At 44.6% G+C, this 19047-nt stretch carries 10 protein-coding genes; all 10 read right to left on the bottom strand.

Going from position 1 to position 19047, the window contains the following annotated elements; translation table 11 throughout:
• Positions 1-70: 70 nt before the first annotated feature.
• Positions 71-1072: a dihydroorotate dehydrogenase gene (locus tag HXT29_RS01240; RefSeq protein ID WP_004119039.1), complete on the bottom strand. Its 1002-nt coding sequence runs from the start codon at positions 1070-1072 to the stop codon at positions 71-73.
• A gap of 5 nt (positions 1073-1077) precedes the next feature.
• Positions 1078-1974 (bottom strand): dihydroorotate dehydrogenase electron transfer subunit, encoded by an 897-nt coding sequence (locus HXT29_RS01235; RefSeq protein ID WP_004106407.1) that lies wholly within the window; start codon positions 1972-1974, stop codon positions 1078-1080.
• A gap of 94 nt (positions 1975-2068) precedes the next feature.
• Positions 2069-3112, bottom strand: a complete 1044-nt coding sequence (gene pyrF, locus HXT29_RS01230) for an orotidine-5'-phosphate decarboxylase (RefSeq protein ID WP_116442757.1) — start codon at positions 3110-3112, stop codon at positions 2069-2071.
• A gap of 34 nt (positions 3113-3146) precedes the next feature.
• Complete coding sequence (locus tag HXT29_RS01225) at positions 3147-4559, bottom strand: dihydroorotase (RefSeq protein WP_410295828.1); 1413 nt, start codon at positions 4557-4559, stop codon at positions 3147-3149.
• Positions 4560-4614: 55 nt separating this feature from the next.
• Positions 4615-5850: an aspartate carbamoyltransferase gene (pyrB, locus tag HXT29_RS01220; RefSeq protein WP_004106414.1), complete on the bottom strand. Its 1236-nt coding sequence runs from the start codon at positions 5848-5850 to the stop codon at positions 4615-4617.
• A gap of 141 nt (positions 5851-5991) precedes the next feature.
• Complete coding sequence (locus HXT29_RS01215; RefSeq protein ID WP_308583203.1) at positions 5992-6324, bottom strand: type II toxin-antitoxin system RelE/ParE family toxin; 333 nt, start codon at positions 6322-6324, stop codon at positions 5992-5994.
• Positions 6324-6557, bottom strand: coding sequence for a hypothetical protein (locus tag HXT29_RS01210; protein WP_117009003.1), 234 nt, complete (start codon positions 6555-6557; stop codon positions 6324-6326). Before HXT29_RS01210 ends, HXT29_RS01215 begins: the two co-directional genes overlap by 1 nt.
• A gap of 80 nt (positions 6558-6637) precedes the next feature.
• Positions 6638-9826, bottom strand: a complete 3189-nt coding sequence (locus tag HXT29_RS01205; RefSeq protein ID WP_422118404.1) for a bifunctional [glutamine synthetase] adenylyltransferase/[glutamine synthetase]-adenylyl-L-tyrosine phosphorylase — start codon at positions 9824-9826, stop codon at positions 6638-6640.
• Between the two features lie 92 nt (positions 9827-9918).
• A complete protein-coding gene (locus tag HXT29_RS01200; RefSeq protein WP_422118403.1) occupies positions 9919-17307 on the bottom strand; it encodes a peptidase in 7389 nt (2462 codons plus the stop codon).
• Positions 17308-18189: 882 nt separating this feature from the next.
• Positions 18190-19044: a methylenetetrahydrofolate reductase [NAD(P)H] gene (gene metF / locus HXT29_RS01195; protein ID WP_004119028.1), complete on the bottom strand. Its 855-nt coding sequence runs from the start codon at positions 19042-19044 to the stop codon at positions 18190-18192.
• Between the last annotated feature and the right edge of the window lie 3 nt (positions 19045-19047).

Raw genomic sequence — 19047 nt, 5'->3', positions numbered from 1 at the left:
TAGCTCTCTTTCTTAAAATGATTTTAAATACTTTCTAAATACTTTTTAAATACTTTTTAAATACTTAATTTCAGCGCCAAGTTTTGCCTTCAGCGAGTAAAGACGCAAGCTTTGGACGAGAATCAAGCAAATCGTCAAGCTCGCGAGCAATGCGAATAGGAGCAGTAGGATCCACCAAAGCAGCAGCACCAACTTCTACAGCATTCGCGCCAGCATACAAGTATTCCAAAGCTTTTTCGCCAGAATCAATGCCGCCAATGCCAATAATTGGAATATCTGGCATAGCTTGACGCACTCGCCACACAAACCCAAGTCCAATCGGGAAAATAGCAGGACCGGAAACACCGCCCGTGCGATTCGCAATAATAGGCTCGCCTGTTCGAATATCAATTCGCAAACCAACTAGCGTGTTAATCATGCTTAAAGCATCCGCTCCAGCATCAACTGCAGCTTTGCAAATCGAAACGATATCCGTCACATTTGGCGTCATTTTTACAATCATTGGCTTGCTTGTCATTGCGCGAAGACGCTTAATTAAGCGGTGCAATGCAACCGGATCAGTGCCAACGCTCATTCCGCCGTGAGTCACGTTTGGGCAGCTTACGTTAATTTCAAGCATGTCGGCTGCAGAATCTGCAAGCTTTTCAACAACTTGCGCATAATCGTCGTCACTGTGCCCTGCAACATTAGTAATAACAAGCGCTCCCATGGATTTTAGTTTCGGCAACTCGTCTACTAAATAATGGTCGACACCAGGATTTTGCAATCCAACTGCGTTTACCATTCCAGAAGGAGATTCTGCAGTGCGCGGAGAAGGATTTCCTTCCCACGGAACAGGAGAAACACCTTTTGTACAAATTGCGCCGAGTTGGCTTACGTCGTAAAAGCGTCGGCAAGCTGCAAGCTGGAAAGTTCCAGAAGCAGTTCCAACCATGTTTTTCCACTTAACGCCTGCGACTTGAGTTGGGTGCTTCCAAACGTGGCTAGTGTCAAAACCAAAAGTTTCAGCGGAATTTGTTACGGAATTTGCGTTATTTACAGAATTATTTTCGGCATTATTTACAGCACTCATATTTTTTACTCCCAACCCAAACGATTCGCATCAAAAACAGGACCATCGTTGCAAACTTTCAGCCTGCCTTCCAAAGTGTCAACAACGCAAGCAACGCAAGTTCCGTATCCGCATCCCATACGCGCTTCTAAACTGAGCTGACACTCAATATTTCTTTCATGTGCCCAGTGAGCTACAGCTTTCATCATAGGCAAAGGTCCGCAAGACAAAATAACAGTTGGCAAATCGTCGTCGAAATCAAAATGCTTAACTTTTTCAAGTTCGTCAAGAAGTGTAATAACAGTTCCTTCAGCATTTGTAATACTGTGTACGTCTGAAATATATTCTTTCGTTAAATCATCTGCAAAACGTTTGTTACGGTAGCCAAGCACTGCCGTTACGCTAGAATCTTCACGCTTTGAAAGCGCTTGAGCAGCACACAAAATAGGTGGCACTCCCAAGCCGCCACTTACCAACACATAATGTGCAGGTTTGGAAATATTAAAGCCAAGTCCCAAAGGTCCAAGAGCGTCAATGCTATCTCCTGGTTTAAGCTCAGCAAACTTAGCAGTGCCTTTGCCAATCACAGCAAAAATCAAAGTAAAAGTATCGCCTTCTACGCTTGCAACTCCAAAAGGACGCGGAAGCATAGCAGTTGGATCAGGGGAATACAAGTTCACAAATTGCGCAGGAGCAGCTTTTTTAGCAATCTCAGAATCTCGCAAAGTTAAACGGTACACGCCTTCGTCTAGCTTCTCATTATTGAGTACTTCTACAGCTCTGCGCCCCCAAAGGCGCGAATATTTTGCATTATTGCTTTCGTCTGCAGAACTTGAGCCGGAAGAATCAAAAGCGTCTTCACGTAACGTAATTATGGCGTTTCCAGAGGCTTTTCGCGTTGGAATAAACATGCCATCACTCATGTGGTTTCCCCTACCCTTGTATGTGTTTTGTACCGTTGCGTTTTATTTTTAATTTTAATTATATTTTTAGTTATATTTATTTTAGTTATACATTCTAGCGATACACTGCATTTCGCAAGTCGTCACGCATATTTTTCGCAGCAACAGCTGCAGAATCACGCACAATATCAAGAATGTCATCGAAAGACATATGACCTTGATTTTTAGCGTAATCTTCAGACTTTTTCCAAGCACCAATAATACCGCGCGAAGAATTTACAATAGCGCCTTCAGAATTTGCATCAAACATTCCTGCAACATCTTGAGCTGTACCGCCTTGAGCGCCATAGCCTGGAACAAGGAAGAAAGTGTGCGGCATAATCTCGCGCAAATGCTTGCCCTCCTGCGGATGCGTGGCACCTACAACTGCGCCAACTCTTGAATAACCGTGCTTGCCAATGCTTGAAGCACCCCAGTTCTCAATCAAATCCGCCATATGCTCATACACTGGCTTGCCATCTTGCAAAATAAGCTCCTGTAGCTCCTTGCTAGAAGGATTCGAAGTGCGAAGCAGCACAAAAATGCTTTTATCGTGCGCTAATGCTTCATCGATAAAAGGCTTCACTCCATCCGAACCCATATAAGGGTTTACTGTAAGCGAATCTTCATGCCAAACGTCAAGATTTTTAGAGCTTTTTAGAAGATTTTTAAGAGATTGTGGCAGTGCGTTATCAGTCGCATTTTCGTCTTCAAAATATGCAGAAAGATTAGCGAAGCCGCTTAAATGAGCCGCATACTGACCAGCTGTAGAGCCAATATCTCCGCGCTTTGCGTCACCTATTACAACTAATCCTTGCGATTTTGCGTATTCGCAGGTCATTGCGTAAGTATCGATACCTGCAGGACCAAGCGCCTCGTACATAGCGATTTGCGGCTTTACTGCCGGCACAATATCCGAAACCGCGTCAATAATCGCACGATTAAACTCAAAATAAGCTGTAGCTAAAAGCGTTGGCAGCGCATCCTCGCCTTCTACTTCTTGCAAAACTTCGTCCGCAAGAGAGCTAATAATTTCGGCAGGAACAATTCCAGGCTTAGGATCCAAGCCCACTACGCTAGGATTTTGCTTGGTTGCAATCGCTTCAATAAGTTCGTCCATAATTTACTACCATTCCAAATTTATATTTAATCAATCACATTCTCGAGAAAGCAATTTCTGAACCAATAATCGTCGCAACAGGCCTGCCCGTAAGTTGCCATCCATCAAAAGGAGTGTTTCGAGCTTTTGAATGGAACGAATTTGCGTCAACCGCCCAATTTTCGCGCATATTAATCAGCACTAAATCAACGTTTTCAGGGTGCTCAGTAATACTTAAACGCAGCGTTCGCTTGTTTGCGCATCGCGAAGAAACGTTAAGCAAAGCCGCAATATCAGTAGGTCTTCTGCTCATCAATTGCATTGGATTTACTGCCATTAATTCGATTAAATGCTTATCGTCCGTATATCCTGCATCAACCAAAACTTTGCGGCACACGCCATACGCGCACTCAAGTCCAATAATTCCGTTAGGAGTGCTTGCAAAATCTCCTGACTTTTCTTCCGCAGTGTGAGGCGCGTGATCCGTTGCAATCATGTCAACTGTGCCATCCGCAATAGCAGCGAGCGTTGCTTGCCTGTCCGCTTTTGAACGAAGAGGAGGATTCATCTTAGCCATAGCACCATATCGCAAAACATCCTCATCACACAAAGCTAGATAGTGAGGCGCAGTTTCGCACGTAATCGGCAAACCCTCTTTCTTTGCCTTACGAATAGCTTCAAACGCAGCAGCAGTGCTCACATGCTGGAAATGCACATGTACGCCAGTTTTGCGGGAAGCATCAATATCTCGCTGAACAATTGCAAGCTCAGTAGAAGCTGGAATTCCACCAACACCAAGCATTTTTGCGATCGGACCCTCGTTCACAGCTCCCGTATCATGATGCTCACAATGCTCCACGAATGGCAAACCAGTTTGTTTTGCCATAGCTAACACATCTCGCAAAATCGGTTCAGGCACTGCAGCACCGTCGTCGCTTATAGCAGTAATCGGGTGCTTTTTCATAGGAGAAGTTTTTTCGTCATCGTCGATTCCAGCAACATACTTTTTCCAAAGCTCAATATTGCTTGGTTTTAAGCCTTTACGCCCCAATGATGCGCACACGCTCAAATCGTAGCGAACTGGCAATTTTACGCCGTAAATGCAACCATAGCGCTGCAAATAGTCAACTACATTATCTACATCAAATGGAGCATCTTCCCAAGGCTCGCCGTCAAGAGCTGGAACAGTATTTGGCATAATCAAAACTTGCGTATAACCGCCAGCCGCAGCAGCCTCACTGCCGGTCATCATTGTTTCTTTTGCTGTTTGACCTGGATCTCTAAAATGCACATGCGGATCTGCAAAACCAGGAGCAACAACCCAATCGCTTGCGTCAATGTCGCCAGTAACGCGCGCATTCTGCTCTATAAGGGCATCCTGACGAACGCCATCAACAATAAGATCAATACGTTCGCCAGTATCCCACACAGAGATATTGCGCAAAGTTAAGGTGCCTGATTCGTTCATTTCACTCCTGGTTTTGCGTAATTTTTACAGTTATATAATAATATTATTAAATTTTTTATTTAGTTTCTGCTTCTTCGTCGCAATACATGCAACGATACTCGTGACTGTCAGAATCAGCTTTGTAGAACTTGCGTTTAAGAGTTAGTTCGCTGTTTGTTATGCAACGAGGATTCGGGCAAGTAAGATCTTCAGGCGCATTCACGTCTGTTACGTGCACGCGAGGATCCGTTAATGAAATTCCGTGTGCGTCAACTGCTTGCAATTCGTCTTCTGGCACGTTTACAAAATCAGTTGGTTCGTAGCCGCAAAGCTCGTCTCCAAGAACGGAACTTTCCAAAGCCATACGCATAAGCATACCGTTTTTAACCTGCTCAAAATATGCTGCGCGAGGATCGTCATCAACATCAACAGAAATCTCGTTAATTCGAGGAAGCGGATGCAGCACAGGCATATGCGACTTTGCTTTTTGCAATTTTTCTTCAGTCAAAATGTACGTGTCACGAAGTCGCAAGTATTGCTCGCGATCCGTAAAACGCTCTTCTTGCACGCGAGTCATGTAAAGCACGTCAAGCTTGCCAATAACTTCCATCAAGTCGCGAGTTTCTTCGTAAGTGCACGAAGGAGTGTCATTAATGCGGTCGATTACGTACTGCGGAGTTTTAAGCTCATCCGGGCTAATCAGCACAAAATGAACGTTTCCAAAGCGGCACAAAGTTTCAATAAGCGAGTGAACTGTGCGTCCATAAGTTAAGTCGCCGCACAAACCGACAGTGAGATTATTAAGGCGACCAAAACGCGCGAGAATAGTTGCCAAGTCTGCAAGAGTTTGAGTTGGGTGCATGTGGCCGCCGTCACCTGCGTTAATAATAGGCGTGCTCACAGCTTGCGTAGCAACGAAAGCAGCACCCTCCTTTGGGTGACGCATTGCAACAACATCAACATAATTAGACACGACTTTCAAAGTATCGTTTACAGTTTCACCCTTGCTTGCGCTGGAAAGTTGCGCACCTGCAAAACCGATTACCTTTCCGCCTAAACGCAGCATTGCTGTTTCGAAGCTTAAGCGAGTGCGCGTGCTCGGCTCATAAAAAAGAGTGGCCAACACTCTGCCATCGCAAGTGTGAGCCACTTCTTTACGGTGCGAATCAATGTATCGCGCTTTGTCTAAGAGCATTCGTATTTGCGCAGTTGAAATATCGTCTAATGTAACAACACTTTTGCCAGCTAGAGAATTTGCAATTGTGCTGCGAGAAAAAGTTTGATGCAAAGAACTAGAAATTGCGTTCGTCATAATAAGTACCGCTCACCTTCCGTCAATTGGCAAGACGGTCGCAACCACACGCGACCTACGCAATTTTACTGATTAGCGTTGACGAATCTATATACGGAGTGGCGTAGAATTATAACTTATAATGCAACATTTAATAAGTACTTAATCCAATAAATCTATTTGTTCCAATACAGTTTGTTGATTACGTCTACCATAAGTAACCTTCAAAATATAAACTGTATTTTCTTCTAAAACAACTCTGTAATAAACAAGAAAATTCTTTACAACTATACGACGCATGCCAAGTGAATTCCAAGGCTCATACTTGACTGCAGGCGCAAACTGAGGAAAAAGAGACAGTCTTTCAATACTAGATTTAATAAGATTAATAATTCTTACGGAAGTTTTCTTAGAGATATTAGATGCAATATAGTCTCTTATATTTTTTAAATCATTTTCTGCATCTTGAGTAACAAGAATATTAAAAGAACTCATTACAAGCCCTTTTCTAACTCAGCAAAAACATCCGCATATGGGCGCGCTAAACCAGAAACTGACTGCTTATAACTATGCATAAGTTTTGCAGCAAAATCAGTAGATAATAATTCGTCATTTTCTTCTAAATTTTCACTACTGACTGCTTGTTTTATAGGTGCAGAAGCATCAGCATAAAAAACTGAAGAATTAGCTCTTTCTTTTACATCATTACTTATTACTGCATTTTTCATTAAAATCACCTCCCGTCCTGTAATTATATCCTAAAGAAGAGAATGCAACAATAAATGTGAAGCGACTAAAGATTGAGAAATTAGCGAGCGTAGAAAAGACGAGACATGATTTCGCGGCACTGACGCATAGTTGCTAAAAGATCGTTTTCAAAAACGCGACCCTGGTTCGGCTCATAGCCAAGGTAAGTTGCTATTCCGCCCAAAGAATACGAGTCAGTTGGAATAATATCTGCGCGAGCCATTGATCCAGACCACAAGAAGTTTGCGTTGCGCACTGCAGAACACATATGCCAGCAGCGGCTTAAAACTTCAGCATCCTCGTCGCTTATAAAATGCTTAGATTGCAATGCTTTCAACGCTTGCATAGTTCCAACTACTTGTAAAGATTCATACTTTGAAGCATATTGCAATTGCATCAATTGCACAGTCCACTCAACATCGCTTAAACCGCCGCGACCAAGCTTCAAATGCCTGTCCCTACTAACTCCTCGAGGTAAACGCTCCGCTTCCATGCGAGCTTTAAGCTTACGAATTTCAGCAAGCTGAGATTCACTAAGAGGATTTGCAGCGTAACGCAATTCGTTTACAACTCCGTTAAGCAAAGCATCCGCCAACTCCTTAGAACCTGCAGCAAAACGCGCTCGCAACAACGCTTGATGCTCCCAAGTGCTAGCCCATTGACGATAATACTTTTCGCAAGATTCTAGCGAACGAACAAGCGGACCGTCTTTTCCTTCCGGACGCAAATCCAAATCGACCATGATTTTTGGTTCAAGCGTAAGAGGACCTTGCAAAATATTACGCAAAATATCTACAGTTTTTTGCGCAAAGCGGTGAGCTGCGTTTAAATCGCAATCTTCACCAACCGGCTTGTAAATTACCATAATATCTGCATCAGAACAGAAGTTTACTTCTCTACCACCGTAGCGACCTAAAGCAATAATAGCAATTTCAGCTTGAGGAGCATTCAAATTCATGACTGACACAGCTTCACGCATAGACCATTGCAAAGTCGCATCTAAAATAGCATCAAACACATCACTCATTGCAAGCATAGAAGTATCGTCATCAATTAGACCACACATCCAAGCTAAAGCTACTCGCTCAATTTCCTGCCGGCGAAGAGCGCGCAAAGACTGCGCAAAATCCGCAATATTACTTGCATAACGCGCAACCATTGCACTAGTTTGCATGTCAAGACTTGCCCTATCGCGCGCAGATAACGCTTCGTCGTCACCAAGCCAAGTAATAGACTGCATAGACTGCATCATAGCGTCGCCAAGATAGCGCGAATCCGCCAAAACGTGGCAAAGACGCTGAGCTGCGGAAGGAGAATCACGCAAAAAACCAAGATACGTGTTCTTTCCGCCAAAACGCTCAGCAAGACGCCGCCACGCAAGCAAACCCATATCTGGATTCTGCCCGTCGCCAAGCCACTTCAACACTGCCGGAAGCAAAATTCTATGAATTTTAGCAGCCCTAGAAAGCCCCTCTGTAAGCGCTTCAACATGCAACTGTGCTGCGCGAGCATCCGCAAAACCAATAGAAGCAAAACGCGCGCGAGCAGCCTCCGGCGAAAGCACAATAGGATCCGCATCCGTTTGAGCGTTAATAGGAAGCATCGGACGGTAGTAAATATCCTTATGCAAGTGCCGAATTTCACGACGAGCTTTATCAAAACGCGCAACTAACTCTTCCGGACGAAGCCGCACAGCACGAGCAAGTCGGCAAATCTGCTCATTGTTGTTAAGCTGCTCTGTAGAAATTGTGCGCGCGCGATCCAAGCCGCCGTTTCCTTGCGCACCCAAATCTGGGAACAAATGCGTGCGATGCATACTCCACATTTGCTGACGATGCTCAAGAACACGCTCAAAACGGTAGTGTTCTGCCAATAGCGCCGCCTGAGACCTAGAGACGTAGCCACCTTGAGCCAACGCTTGCAAAGCGGAAATAGTATCCCTTACTCGAAGCGACTCATCCTCACTTCCGTGCACAAGCTGCAGCATTTGCACAGTAAACTCAACATCGCGCAAGCCGCCTTTACCAAGTTTCATATCCAAATCGCGTTGAGAAGCCGGAATAAGCGACTCCACACGCTGACGCATATGCTGGCAGTCAGCTACAAAATGCTCACGACCAGAAGCCTTCCAAATAAACGGCTCTACCATATCGCGATAAGCCTTTCCAAGATCCGCATCCCCTGCTGCAGGGCGCGACTTCAAAAGCGCCTGAAACTCCCAGCTACTCGCCCACTTTTCATAATATTCTCTATGAGAATCAAGCCTACGAACAAGAGGACCATCCTTACCTTCCGGGCGAAGCGCAGTATCAATCTGCCAAAGCGGAGGCTCCACAGAGCCCATAACCACCGACTGGCATACTTTTTGCAAAACCATTGCCATAGAAACACCAACGCGCAAAGCAGCATCCTGGTTCTGCTTGTTGCTTAAATCCGCAGGTTCCACAACATAAATCAAATCAATATCGGAAACGTAGTTAATTTCTTGCGCTCCAAGCTTGCCCATAGCAATAATCGCAAATCTGCATGCGGAAGAACCAGTAACCTGTCCTCGCGAAATAGACAACGCTGCCTCTAAAACAGCATCGGCAGCGTCGGAAAGCTTACGACTAATATCTGGCTGCACTTCAACAGGGTCAGCGCTCGCTAAATCAGCCGCCATAATTGCAGCAACATGCTCACGGTAGCGCGCACGAAGCGCAGAAACTGCTTGTGCAAAGCCGAGTGATGTTAAGTAAATTGTGTTAGAATCGCTGCTTTCAGAAGAAACAACTGTTGCAGTGTAAGCTTGTATTGCTTCGAGTAAGTCTTTTACGCGTTCTTCCCTAGTCATTGCAAAAAGATGATTCGGGTCGTTTGCTGCAGCTTTTACAAGATTAGGTCTTGTGCGCATAAGCATTGCCAACGCGTTAGACGCACCTAATACTTGCATTAGGCTTGTTAATGAGTCAGATACTTGCGAATTTGAAGTTGAAATATTATTTATTATTTCGGGGTATGCTTCACTTAAATCTTGCAATGAAAGCAATGCAGAATCTGGATCTTCAACTGTAAGCGCGCTTCTTAGTAGTGTTTCAAACGATATTTTATTGCAGTTTTTGCGTATTGCCATCATTGCGCAACGTGCAGCATCCGGGCGAGCAAAGCCCGCTTTAATAAGGCTTCTTGAGGTGAGTGCGGAAGAGTTTGTGTTGCTTTCGTTGCAGTTGGTTTCAGTAGTTGTACTATCTGTTCTGTTCGCACTTTCCATACCGCAACTTTACATTGTGGTGGTGTACAAAAATCCCTCGCGGATTATCGGAAGATAACCTGCGAGGGAATTTGCTTAATTACGGCGCAAGACTACTCGTTAGAGTGCTTGCGGCGGCGAGAAGCTACGCCTGCAACACCAAGTCCGGAGAAGACTGCGGCAAGACTTGCAAACAAGCCAGTTGCAGCACCCGTCTTAGCAAGACCACTAGCATTACCGGAAGCATTACGCAACGTAGCCTTAGCAGCCTTAAGATTCCTCAAAGCCTCATCAACCTGAGCCTGAGTAGCATTCTTATCAGCAAGCACACGCTTAGCTTCAGCCAAAGCCTTTCTATAAGCTCTAGCAGCAGCAGTATTCGCCTTAGACGCAGCAGAAGAATCTGCTTCAGAATTATTAACCTCAACTCTCAAAGCAGTCTTATCAACCGAAGCACTCTGAGAATCAGTAGTCTCGAAACCAGCAGCAGAGCCAGAGCCAGAATCAACCACAGAGCCAGAGCCGCTTCCAACACCACTATCAATACCAAACGGGTGATTAATCTTATCCTTAGCAGCCTGAAGCTTCCTCAAAGCCTCATCAACCTGAGCCTGAGTAGCGTTAGGATCTGCAAGCACACTGTTAGCCTCAGCCAAAGCCGTGTTATACGCGTCAATATCCTCAGTCATTCCAATCATAAAGAATACAGAATCACGGAACTTAGCATCAGCATCCGCCTCAGTCTGAAGCTTAGACTTATCAGTCTTATTAGAATCAGTAAGCTTCTTCTTAGCATCCTGGAGCTTCTTCAAAGCCTCGTCTACCTGAGCCTGCGTTGCATTCTTATCGTCGAGAACCTTGTTAGCGTCTTCGAGCGCCTTCTTGTAGGCGTCAAGAGCTTGCTTAGACGCGTTATCACCCTTAGCTTGAGCATTCTGATACTCAGGCGTCTTAGTGAAATCAGAATCCTTACCAGCTTCAGCAGTCAGATCAGTCTTATCAGTCTTATAACCATCAGAAAGCTTAGACTTAGCATCCTGAAGCTTCTTCAAAGCATCATCAACCTGAGCCTGGGTTGCATTCTTATCGCCGAGAATCTTATTCGCATCCTCAAGAGCCTTCTTGTAATCCTCAAGAGCCTGCTTAGACGCGTCATCACCCTTAGCTTGAGCATTTACGTACTCAGGTGTCTTAGTGAAGTCAGAATCCTTGCCAGCTTCAGTGTTCAAATCAGACTTATTAGTCTTGTAGCCGTCAGTAATCTTCTTCTTGGCATCCTGAAGATCCTTCAAAGCAGCGTCAAGTTCCTGCTGGGTTGGAGCCTTATCCATGCCGTCTGGAAGCTTACCCTTTGGCTTGCCAGTAGTGCGATCAAAGGCATCAAGAAGCTTCCTGGCAGCCTTGAGCTTTTCGGTGTAGGCATCTAGTGCCTTCTTGGCAGCTTCATCACCCTTCGCAGTCGCGTTCTTGAACTCTGGAGTGTTCTCGAACACGTCGGTGCTGGTGTCGTCCTTGCCGTCCTTAGACTTATCAACTTCTTCTTGCAAGTCGTGCGGGCTAGTGACGTAGTTCTTAGTAATCTTATCCTTAATTTCCTTCAGATTATTAAGAGCCTCGTCAACTTCTTGCTGAGTTGGAACATCCTTAGCACCAGGCTTTGGTTTACCGTCATCACCAAACTTTTCAAGCAAAGTCCTAGCTTTCTTCAACGCTTCTTTATAAGCAGTAACGTCAGCATTATCCTTGCCGTCATCAGTCTTCTTAGCAAGCGCATTCTGATACTCAGTAGTACTCTCAAATGACCCAGCAGTTGGCTTAGCAGTAGGATCTGTCGTATCGGCAGTAGACTTCGCAGCTTCAGTCTTCAAATCGTCAATCTTAGTACCGAAGCTGTCGTCGATTGCCTTTTTAGCATCTTGCAAAGCCTTAAGAGCATCATCAACTTCTTTTTGAGTTGGCTGTTTATCAGCTTCAACATTTGGATCAGGATTATTCACCTTGTTGATGAGTTCCTGCGCAGCTTTGAGCTTTTCGTTGTAAGCTTCCAGCTTTGCAGTCGCATCAGCGTCGCCAGCGTTCTTCTTTTCAAGAGCGTTCTTGTACGGAATCGACTCTTCAAACTTAGGAGTTACAGGCTTGCCGTCTTGATCCTTATCACCGACCTCGTTATTAAGCTTGTCAACGTTGGTCTTGTAGCTGTCAGCAATCTTCTTCTGAGCAATATTGAGCTGCTTTACTAACGCATCAACCTCACGCTGAGTAAGCTTGCTAGTATCCTTAAGCTTTTCAGCAATCTTAGCAATCTGACCTTCAAAACCAGTTTGCTTAGTAGCATCGCCCAAGTCCTTTCCAGCCTGATCATGCTTTGCGTTGTTAGCGTCAGCCTTGATTGCTTCAGCATTCTTGTATTCAGGAGTCTTCTTGAATACATCTTCTGCGTATTCCTTAGCTTGCTTAAGCTTATCAACGTTTGTCTTATAGCCGTCGGTAATAGCTTGCTTAGCTTGCTTCAAGGCCTCAAGAGCATCATCAATCTGTTTCTGAGTTGGATGATCGCTGAGCGTATTGGATGTGTTATCTTGCGCCAACTTGCGTGCCTTTGCCAAAGCATCCTTGTACGCTTTCACATCATCATTGTCTACCTTCTTACCGTCAGCGCCATCCTTCTTCTTAGCATCAGCATTCTGGAACTCAGGCGTATTCTCGAAGTCGCCTTCAGTAACAGCAGCATGCTCTGGAGTAGACTTCTTAGTTTCTGTCTCAAGATCAGTAGTAACAGTCTTATACTTCTCAATCTCAGTACGAGCATCGTCGAGAGCCTTAAGTGCGGCGTTGATGTCTTTTTGAGTTGGCTTTGCGTCTTGCGGCGTGTCAGCGCTGTCATGCTTCTTCAAAAGCTCCTGAGCTTTTGTCAAAGCTTCATCATACGCCTTCTTGGCTTCCTTAGCAGCGTTGTTCCTCTCGGTATCTTCAACTAACTTAGTTGGGTCAGTTGCATCCGCCTTCATGAAGTGAGGATCAGACGCATTGCGATACGCATCAGAAGTTTGCGTTCCTTCTGTAGCTGCAGGGCCCTCTGTAGAGCCGTGCTTCTTTACGCTTTCCACAAGCTTGGCGGTGTCGGTGTTGTAAGCGTCGAGAGCCTTGCGTGCTTCATCAAGCTTCTTCAACGCATCATTGACTTCCTTCTGAGTTGCAGCAGGATTCTTGAGCAATTCCTTAGCTTCATTAAGAGCTTTGCCATAATCGTCTACAGCCTTTTTAGCTGCTTCTTTCTTAGTTGCATTCTCAGTGCCATCATCATTCTTGAAATCAGGCACAGAAGCATTCTTATACGCAGGAGTCTGCTTGGTTGCATCATCCTCGTTAACAGACTTAAGCAGCGCGTCAGTCTTGGTTGCAAACTTATTCAACTCAGCAGCTGCAGCGTTCATTTCCTTAAGGATAGCGTCAACATCCCTATCCAGAGGCTCGCCTTGTGCGTGTGCCTGAATATTCTTCAGGTAGTCTCCGCTGTCAGGGTTGCCATCCTTATCAGGAGTATTTGTATCAGGAATATCATTACCATCTGCTTGATCCTTAGGCATCTTTTTCTCAAGCGCCTGTTGTAGCTTCTTTACGGCATCGTCATACTTCTTCTTAGCAGCCTTTGCATCCGCGCTTGCATCAGCTTCAGATACATTCTTATACGCAGGGCTGAGCTTTATAGCAAGGTCATTAAACACAGCTGCCGAAAGCCTGCTGGTATTAGTTGCATACTTGTCGATGACTTTACGAGCATCTTCAAGAGCTTTCTTTGCATCGGCGATGTCTGTAGCAGTTGGCTGCTCAGCTGGATTAGTTTTAGCAAACTTTTCCTTCAGAGCCTTAGCTTTTTGATAAGCATCGTTGTAATCTTTGAATGCTTTCTTAGCATCAGTGTCTCCAGCTTGCGCCTTATCGAAAGCGTTGAAGTAGGCTGGCATCAGATATCCGCTAAAGTTGTCTGCAAGAGCTTTCGTAAGATCGTTAGCATCGGACTTATAATTCTCATGCAGAGCGTTTTCGGCCTTAGTTAATGCATCTTTAGCATCATTAACTTCTTTTTGAGTTGCATTATCTTTCTTAAGAACCTCACGAGCCTTAGCTAACGCAGTGTCATAGTTTTCAACAGCAGTTTTAGCAGCAGGGTCGGTGTCTTTCTTCGCAGCGGCATTCTTGTAGAAGGTACTCTGCTTGCTTGCATCATTATTAGGATTATCAAAGGTGAGCTTTTCGGCAGTTATAAGCTGCGACTTATCGGTTGCTTTAGCGTCAAGAGCTGCTTTGGCTTTTTGAAGCTCATCAATAGCTGCATTAACGTCCTTTTGAGAAGCGCTTGGATCCTTAGAAAGATCGTTTGCCTTCTTTACAGCGTTATCATAAGCTGTACGCTCTTTTTCAGTTGCGTTTTGATATGCTGGGTCAGCGGTCTTGAGCTTCTCCTCGCCTTGCTTAGACGTATCACCAGTCTTTACCTTACCATGCTGAGCGATTGCATTATTCAACTCATCCTTGTTGGTGCTGTACTTATCAAGCTCCTTACGCGCAGCATCAAGCTTTGCCTTAGCAGCGTCAACGTCTTTTTGCGTGGCGTTGTTGTTGTCCCTTGCAGCTTCAGCAGCTTGAAGTGCTTCATCGTAAGCTGTCTTTGCTTTCTTAGCAGCTTCGTTCCTGTCGGTGTCGGCAGAACCATCTGACTTCTTAAAGTCAGGATCGCTCACATTCTTGAACTGGTTTGTTGCTTGCGTGCCTGTAGCAGCTTGCTGACCTTCTGCAGCTTTACCGTTCTCATCGATGGATTTCTTAAGCTCCTCTTTCTTGGTAGCGTCACCATCAAGAGCTTTGCGAGCTTTTTCCAGCTTAATGGTTGCGTTATCAACCTCAGCCTTAAGCGCTTCGGTTAAATCAGCATCAGCTGTGTTACCAACTTTTTCAAGCGTTTGTTTAGCAACCTTCAACGCATCATCATAGTCGCTCTTTACCTTGTCCGAAGCGTTGTAGTATGCAGAATCAGTAGGAACTTCCTTACCCTCAACATGGGTAGTCTTGTGATCCTCAACCGACTTCTTCAAATCACTTGTCTTATGATTCGTCTGCGGCACAAAGATAACGTTAATCGCCTTAGGCGTATTCCCAGGGTTTTTGCCATTTTCGATGTAAATGTTTCTATACATCGTCAATCCATACGGCAAAACAAACAGGCGCGCTTTATATACCTTGTTTCCTTTAGCAGCAACTACTACCGGCTTAGCTTCTTCATCCCAGGAATACGATCCTGCATTCGATTCAGAATCGCCAAGATTTTCACCAGAATTAGAAACATTCTGACTATATTGCCAATAAGCACCGCTCATATTGCCGAGCGACAACTCAGTTGTAGGTTGGCCGTTCTTGTCGATCACGTAGCCCACATGCGACTTCTGCGCGTTTTCTTTATCGCCTTCATGAGCAAGAGCTTCGCCACCAGTAAGCTCGCGCAAACCAGCGTTGCCATCCTTCGGCGTAGCTTTCAACAAATTAAGAATCTTATTTGTATCAAACCCTTCTGCTTTAGTTGGGTCGTAGCGGTAAATGATGGTCTTGTGGTCTTCGCTCCACGAAAGGCCTTCGTCGGTGTCGCGGCCGGCAATTTTATTATTCTTCCACGAAACGTCGTAATCTTTGCGAATATCCGCCAAACGCGTGAGCTTGCCAGCCTTTACATCAGACTTAAACTCAGCAACCGCTTTATCGGTCTTAATCTTAACGGTAATAGTATTTTCTGCCTGACCATTCGAGATGCCCTGATTTGCATGACCAGCCGCAGTAAGATTGCCAGTAAGATACGAAAGCGTAATCTGCTTCTCGTAGTCGGTAGCGCTTAGTCCAAGCTCTGTGTTGTCTTTATTAGCTTCGTAAATAGCCTTCTTAATGCTCTTAATCTCAGCATCAGAGTAAGCGAGTGGATTGTAGATAACAGTTGCGGTACTTTCTGCAGGAACCTTAATCTGATCCTCTGTAAACTTCTTCAACACAAGGTCGCGCAAGGCAATCTTAGGAGCATCCTTTTCATCAACGCCATCAAAATGGATTACAGCATTATCACCCTCAAACGAAATCTTATCTGCTGTAACGCCATTAATCTTGGCAAGCTTCGTCTTAATTTCTTCCTTAACTTCAGCCGAAAGATTAGTCGGATCTTCCACAATCGGCTTGTCAATGCGATCATCGTAGCGCGCAACGGTAAGCGGAATAGCTTGCGACTTAAAGCCCAAATCCGTAACCATATAAGTGTTAAGCGTCTTCGCTCCAGTTACATAAGTTTTATTTGTTGCGCCTTGAGCTGAGGTTTCCTTATTAATAGCCTCAAACGTAGTCTTGTCGTAAGCATCTTCAGACTTTACGTTAATATTTTGCGTAAACGTTCCAGAAAGCTGATCATTTACAGACTTCTTATCACTACGCGCCGTCTCAATATTGCCAGCTTCAGTAATTGCTGCTTGAACCTTTTCTGCCGTAAGAGGCTGATTATATTTCAGCACCACTGATCCAGAAGTTTTTGGCGGAACAAGCGTTACAGCGCGGAATACATTCGTTTTATATGCAATAGTTTCTGTACTACTACCATCTTTAGTTACATACACGAAAATAGAACGACTGGCTGTATACTTCTCAGCACCACCATTAAGGTTACCATCCCTAAAAAGAGTGCTCATCGTAAGAGTTGCAGATCCGTCGGAATTAGCAGTAAATATATATTCACCAGAATAATCTTGGTGTTTGTCTGGATTTTTCGAGTAAAAATCAATACCTCTCTCACTTTTTGCATTATTGAAACCATTTGTCTTAGAAGGGAAAATAGCAATACTGGTAATCTTGCTACCATCTTTTGGAGCTGCAAAGTGGAAAGTAACAGTGTGCTTTTCGCCATTTACGCTGTATGTATTGTCTGAGCTTCCCCAGCCATACACGTTCGGCATAGTGCCAGCGTTATTCTCATTAATTTCAATCTTGGTATTAGCAGTATCCGTTGTATCAGGATTAATTTTATTAGGATCTTGACTTTCTTCACCATTAGTAGCGCGATCCTGATTCCCAGCCGTAGTGCTCTCAACATTCTGCTCAGCATCAGTCTTAGTGGCATCAGTCTCAGTAACGTCAGTATCAGTGCCGTCAGTCTTTGCTACAGACTGCGTAGAAACTTTCTTTTCCTTAGTTAAATTCTGTTCGAGCTTAGACTTGTTATTATTATCCTTGTGAACCTTCTTTAAAGTATTATTGTCGGTCTTCTCGTATGTAGCAGACTTCTCTTCAGTCTGATCCTTATTATCAGCTTCCTTAACTTCAGGCTTAGCATCAGCATTTTTACCAGCTTCAGCCTTCTTATCAACACCAGGCTTCTTACCAGCCTCAACAGGAACCGAAGCCGCACCAGCCGCAGCACCATTCTCCGCAGCCATTGCAGGAGTTGCTCCAAAAGCGAACGCTGCACCAGCCAACACGCCAGCGGCTCCAACCGTAAATGCGCCACCTTGCGTGCATCCACAGCCTTAGCAATCGCATTACTTACTGCAGCATCCAATGTAACCTTGCGTGCATGCCTTCCGGAATTTGAATTAGCCATTGTGTATCTCCTTGAATACCAGATTCTCTCTGAACAAGTCTTTATGAATTTATTAGTGAAGAGCTTTGTGCAGTAATCAAACGCTGATCGAACTACGGTCAAATACATATGAAACTTCTGCTCAGCTCTCAAAAGCGCAATCTCTTTTATTGAGATTTACATTCAATAATACCGAATATACGAATATTTTGCAACGTATTTGTTATAATGTATAGCCTATGAAGCCCCCCCCCCCAGAGGCTTTATTCCAACATTTTTAGCAGATTTTTGGGGCGAAAACTTTCATAACAAATGTAAGCTAGATTACAGTTTTAATGGTGATTCTAAACACATGTTTAGTATAAAACGCAATTATTTTATGCATTTATACATTTTTGCGTATTTGTATACATTACACGCTCTATGTTAAATTTCAATACTCACTACCACTCGGTCGTGTGGATATTCACGTGGTAGAGATTTGAGATTTTTCGCACTGAACGAGGCGAACGTCAGAGCCGCAGGCTGCTGATTCGTCGAGCGAAGAAGAAAAATCGAAAAATCTCTGTGATAAGGCACGGTTATTAACGAACTAGCATGCAGAGTTTGGGGGGATTTCTTTACGAGCAATAAAAGAGGACTGAGGAAGCAACATTCTTTTAAGAACAAAGCAGACAGTAAAACCTTTAACAGCCAAAGCGACGAAGGACGGGAACTTGCGAGGAGAGAAATCCCCCAAAACTCGCGCCACAGTAAGCAAAAACTTGTGTAACGCTGCCACCTACCCAATTTTCGTAAAAAGCGGCTTCACATTCGCCCAAATCCTTCGAGCAATACCCGGATGATTCATCGTATACAAGTGAATGCCATCCACGCCTTCTGCAATTAAATCGTTAATCTGCTGAGAAGCAAAAATACTGCCAGCATCACGCAAGCAATCAGCATTACTCCCCCAACGATCCATCATTGCGGAAACTTGCGAAGTAATTCGAGACGCACATAAGCTCGTCATGCGCTTAACTTGCGAAGCGTTCGCCACAGGCATTACTCCAGCCTCAATCGGCACGTTAATGCCAGCCGCACGAGCTAAATCACGGAAGCGCAAAAAATCCTCATTATCGTAGAATAATTGCGAAATTAAATGCGTAACACCAGCATCAACCTTGCGCTTCAGATTATCAATATCCGCCTGCAAACTTTCCGCCTCCGGATGCTTCTCCGGGTAGCAAGCGCCCAAAATAGGCAAATCCGGACGCTTTGAACGAATGTAGGAAACCAAGTCACTAGCGTGCTCAAAAACGCCTGCCGCCTCCTGGCCAGCAATCACGTCTCCGCGCAAAGCCAAAACGCCGGAAACGCCAGCATTATCAAACATTTCCAAAGCTTCATCAACAGCATCATAATCAAGGTAGCGAGCTGTTAAATGAGCAACTGCGTCAATGCCATATTCGGAGCGAATCGTATGAGCAATACGCGCAGTAGCAGTACGATCCTGCAGCTTTCCAGTGCCGTAAGTAACCGAAATAAAATCCGGGTCAAGACCCTTCAAGCCATCCAAAGTATCGTAAATCGTACCAATAGGAGATGTGCGCTTAGGTGGAAAAACTTCCAGCGAAAACTTTGGTTTATATGGCATAGC

Source organism: Gardnerella sp. DNF00550 (genome assembly GCF_049262685.1).
Classification (GTDB): Bacteria; Actinomycetota; Actinomycetes; order Actinomycetales; family Bifidobacteriaceae; genus Bifidobacterium; species Bifidobacterium leopoldii.
Note: the sequence above shows the minus strand (reverse complement) of the source record. Positions and strands in the feature narration are given on the sequence as shown.

Excerpts from the sequence above, each read along its gene's own strand:
- HXT29_RS01225 (WP_410295828.1), bottom strand. The coding sequence starts at position 4,559 with ATGAACGAATCAGGCACCTTAACTTTGCGCAATATCTCTGTGTGGGAT.
- HXT29_RS01215 (WP_308583203.1), bottom strand. The coding sequence starts at position 6,324 with ATGAGTTCTTTTAATATTCTTGTTACTCAAGATGCAGAAAATGATTTA.
- pyrB (WP_004106414.1), bottom strand. The coding sequence starts at position 5,850 with ATGACGAACGCAATTTCTAGTTCTTTGCATCAAACTTTTTCTCGCAGC.
- HXT29_RS01210 (WP_117009003.1), bottom strand. The coding sequence starts at position 6,557 with ATGAAAAATGCAGTAATAAGTAATGATGTAAAAGAAAGAGCTAATTCT.
- metF (WP_004119028.1), bottom strand. The coding sequence starts at position 19,044 with ATGCCATATAAACCAAAGTTTTCGCTGGAAGTTTTTCCACCTAAGCGC.
- HXT29_RS01240 (WP_004119039.1), bottom strand. The coding sequence starts at position 1,072 with ATGAGTGCTGTAAATAATGCCGAAAATAATTCTGTAAATAACGCAAAT.
- HXT29_RS01235 (WP_004106407.1), bottom strand. The coding sequence starts at position 1,974 with ATGAGTGATGGCATGTTTATTCCAACGCGAAAAGCCTCTGGAAACGCC.
- HXT29_RS01205 (WP_422118404.1), bottom strand. The coding sequence starts at position 9,826 with ATGGAAAGTGCGAACAGAACAGATAGTACAACTACTGAAACCAACTGC.
- pyrF (WP_116442757.1), bottom strand. The coding sequence starts at position 3,112 with ATGGACGAACTTATTGAAGCGATTGCAACCAAGCAAAATCCTAGCGTA.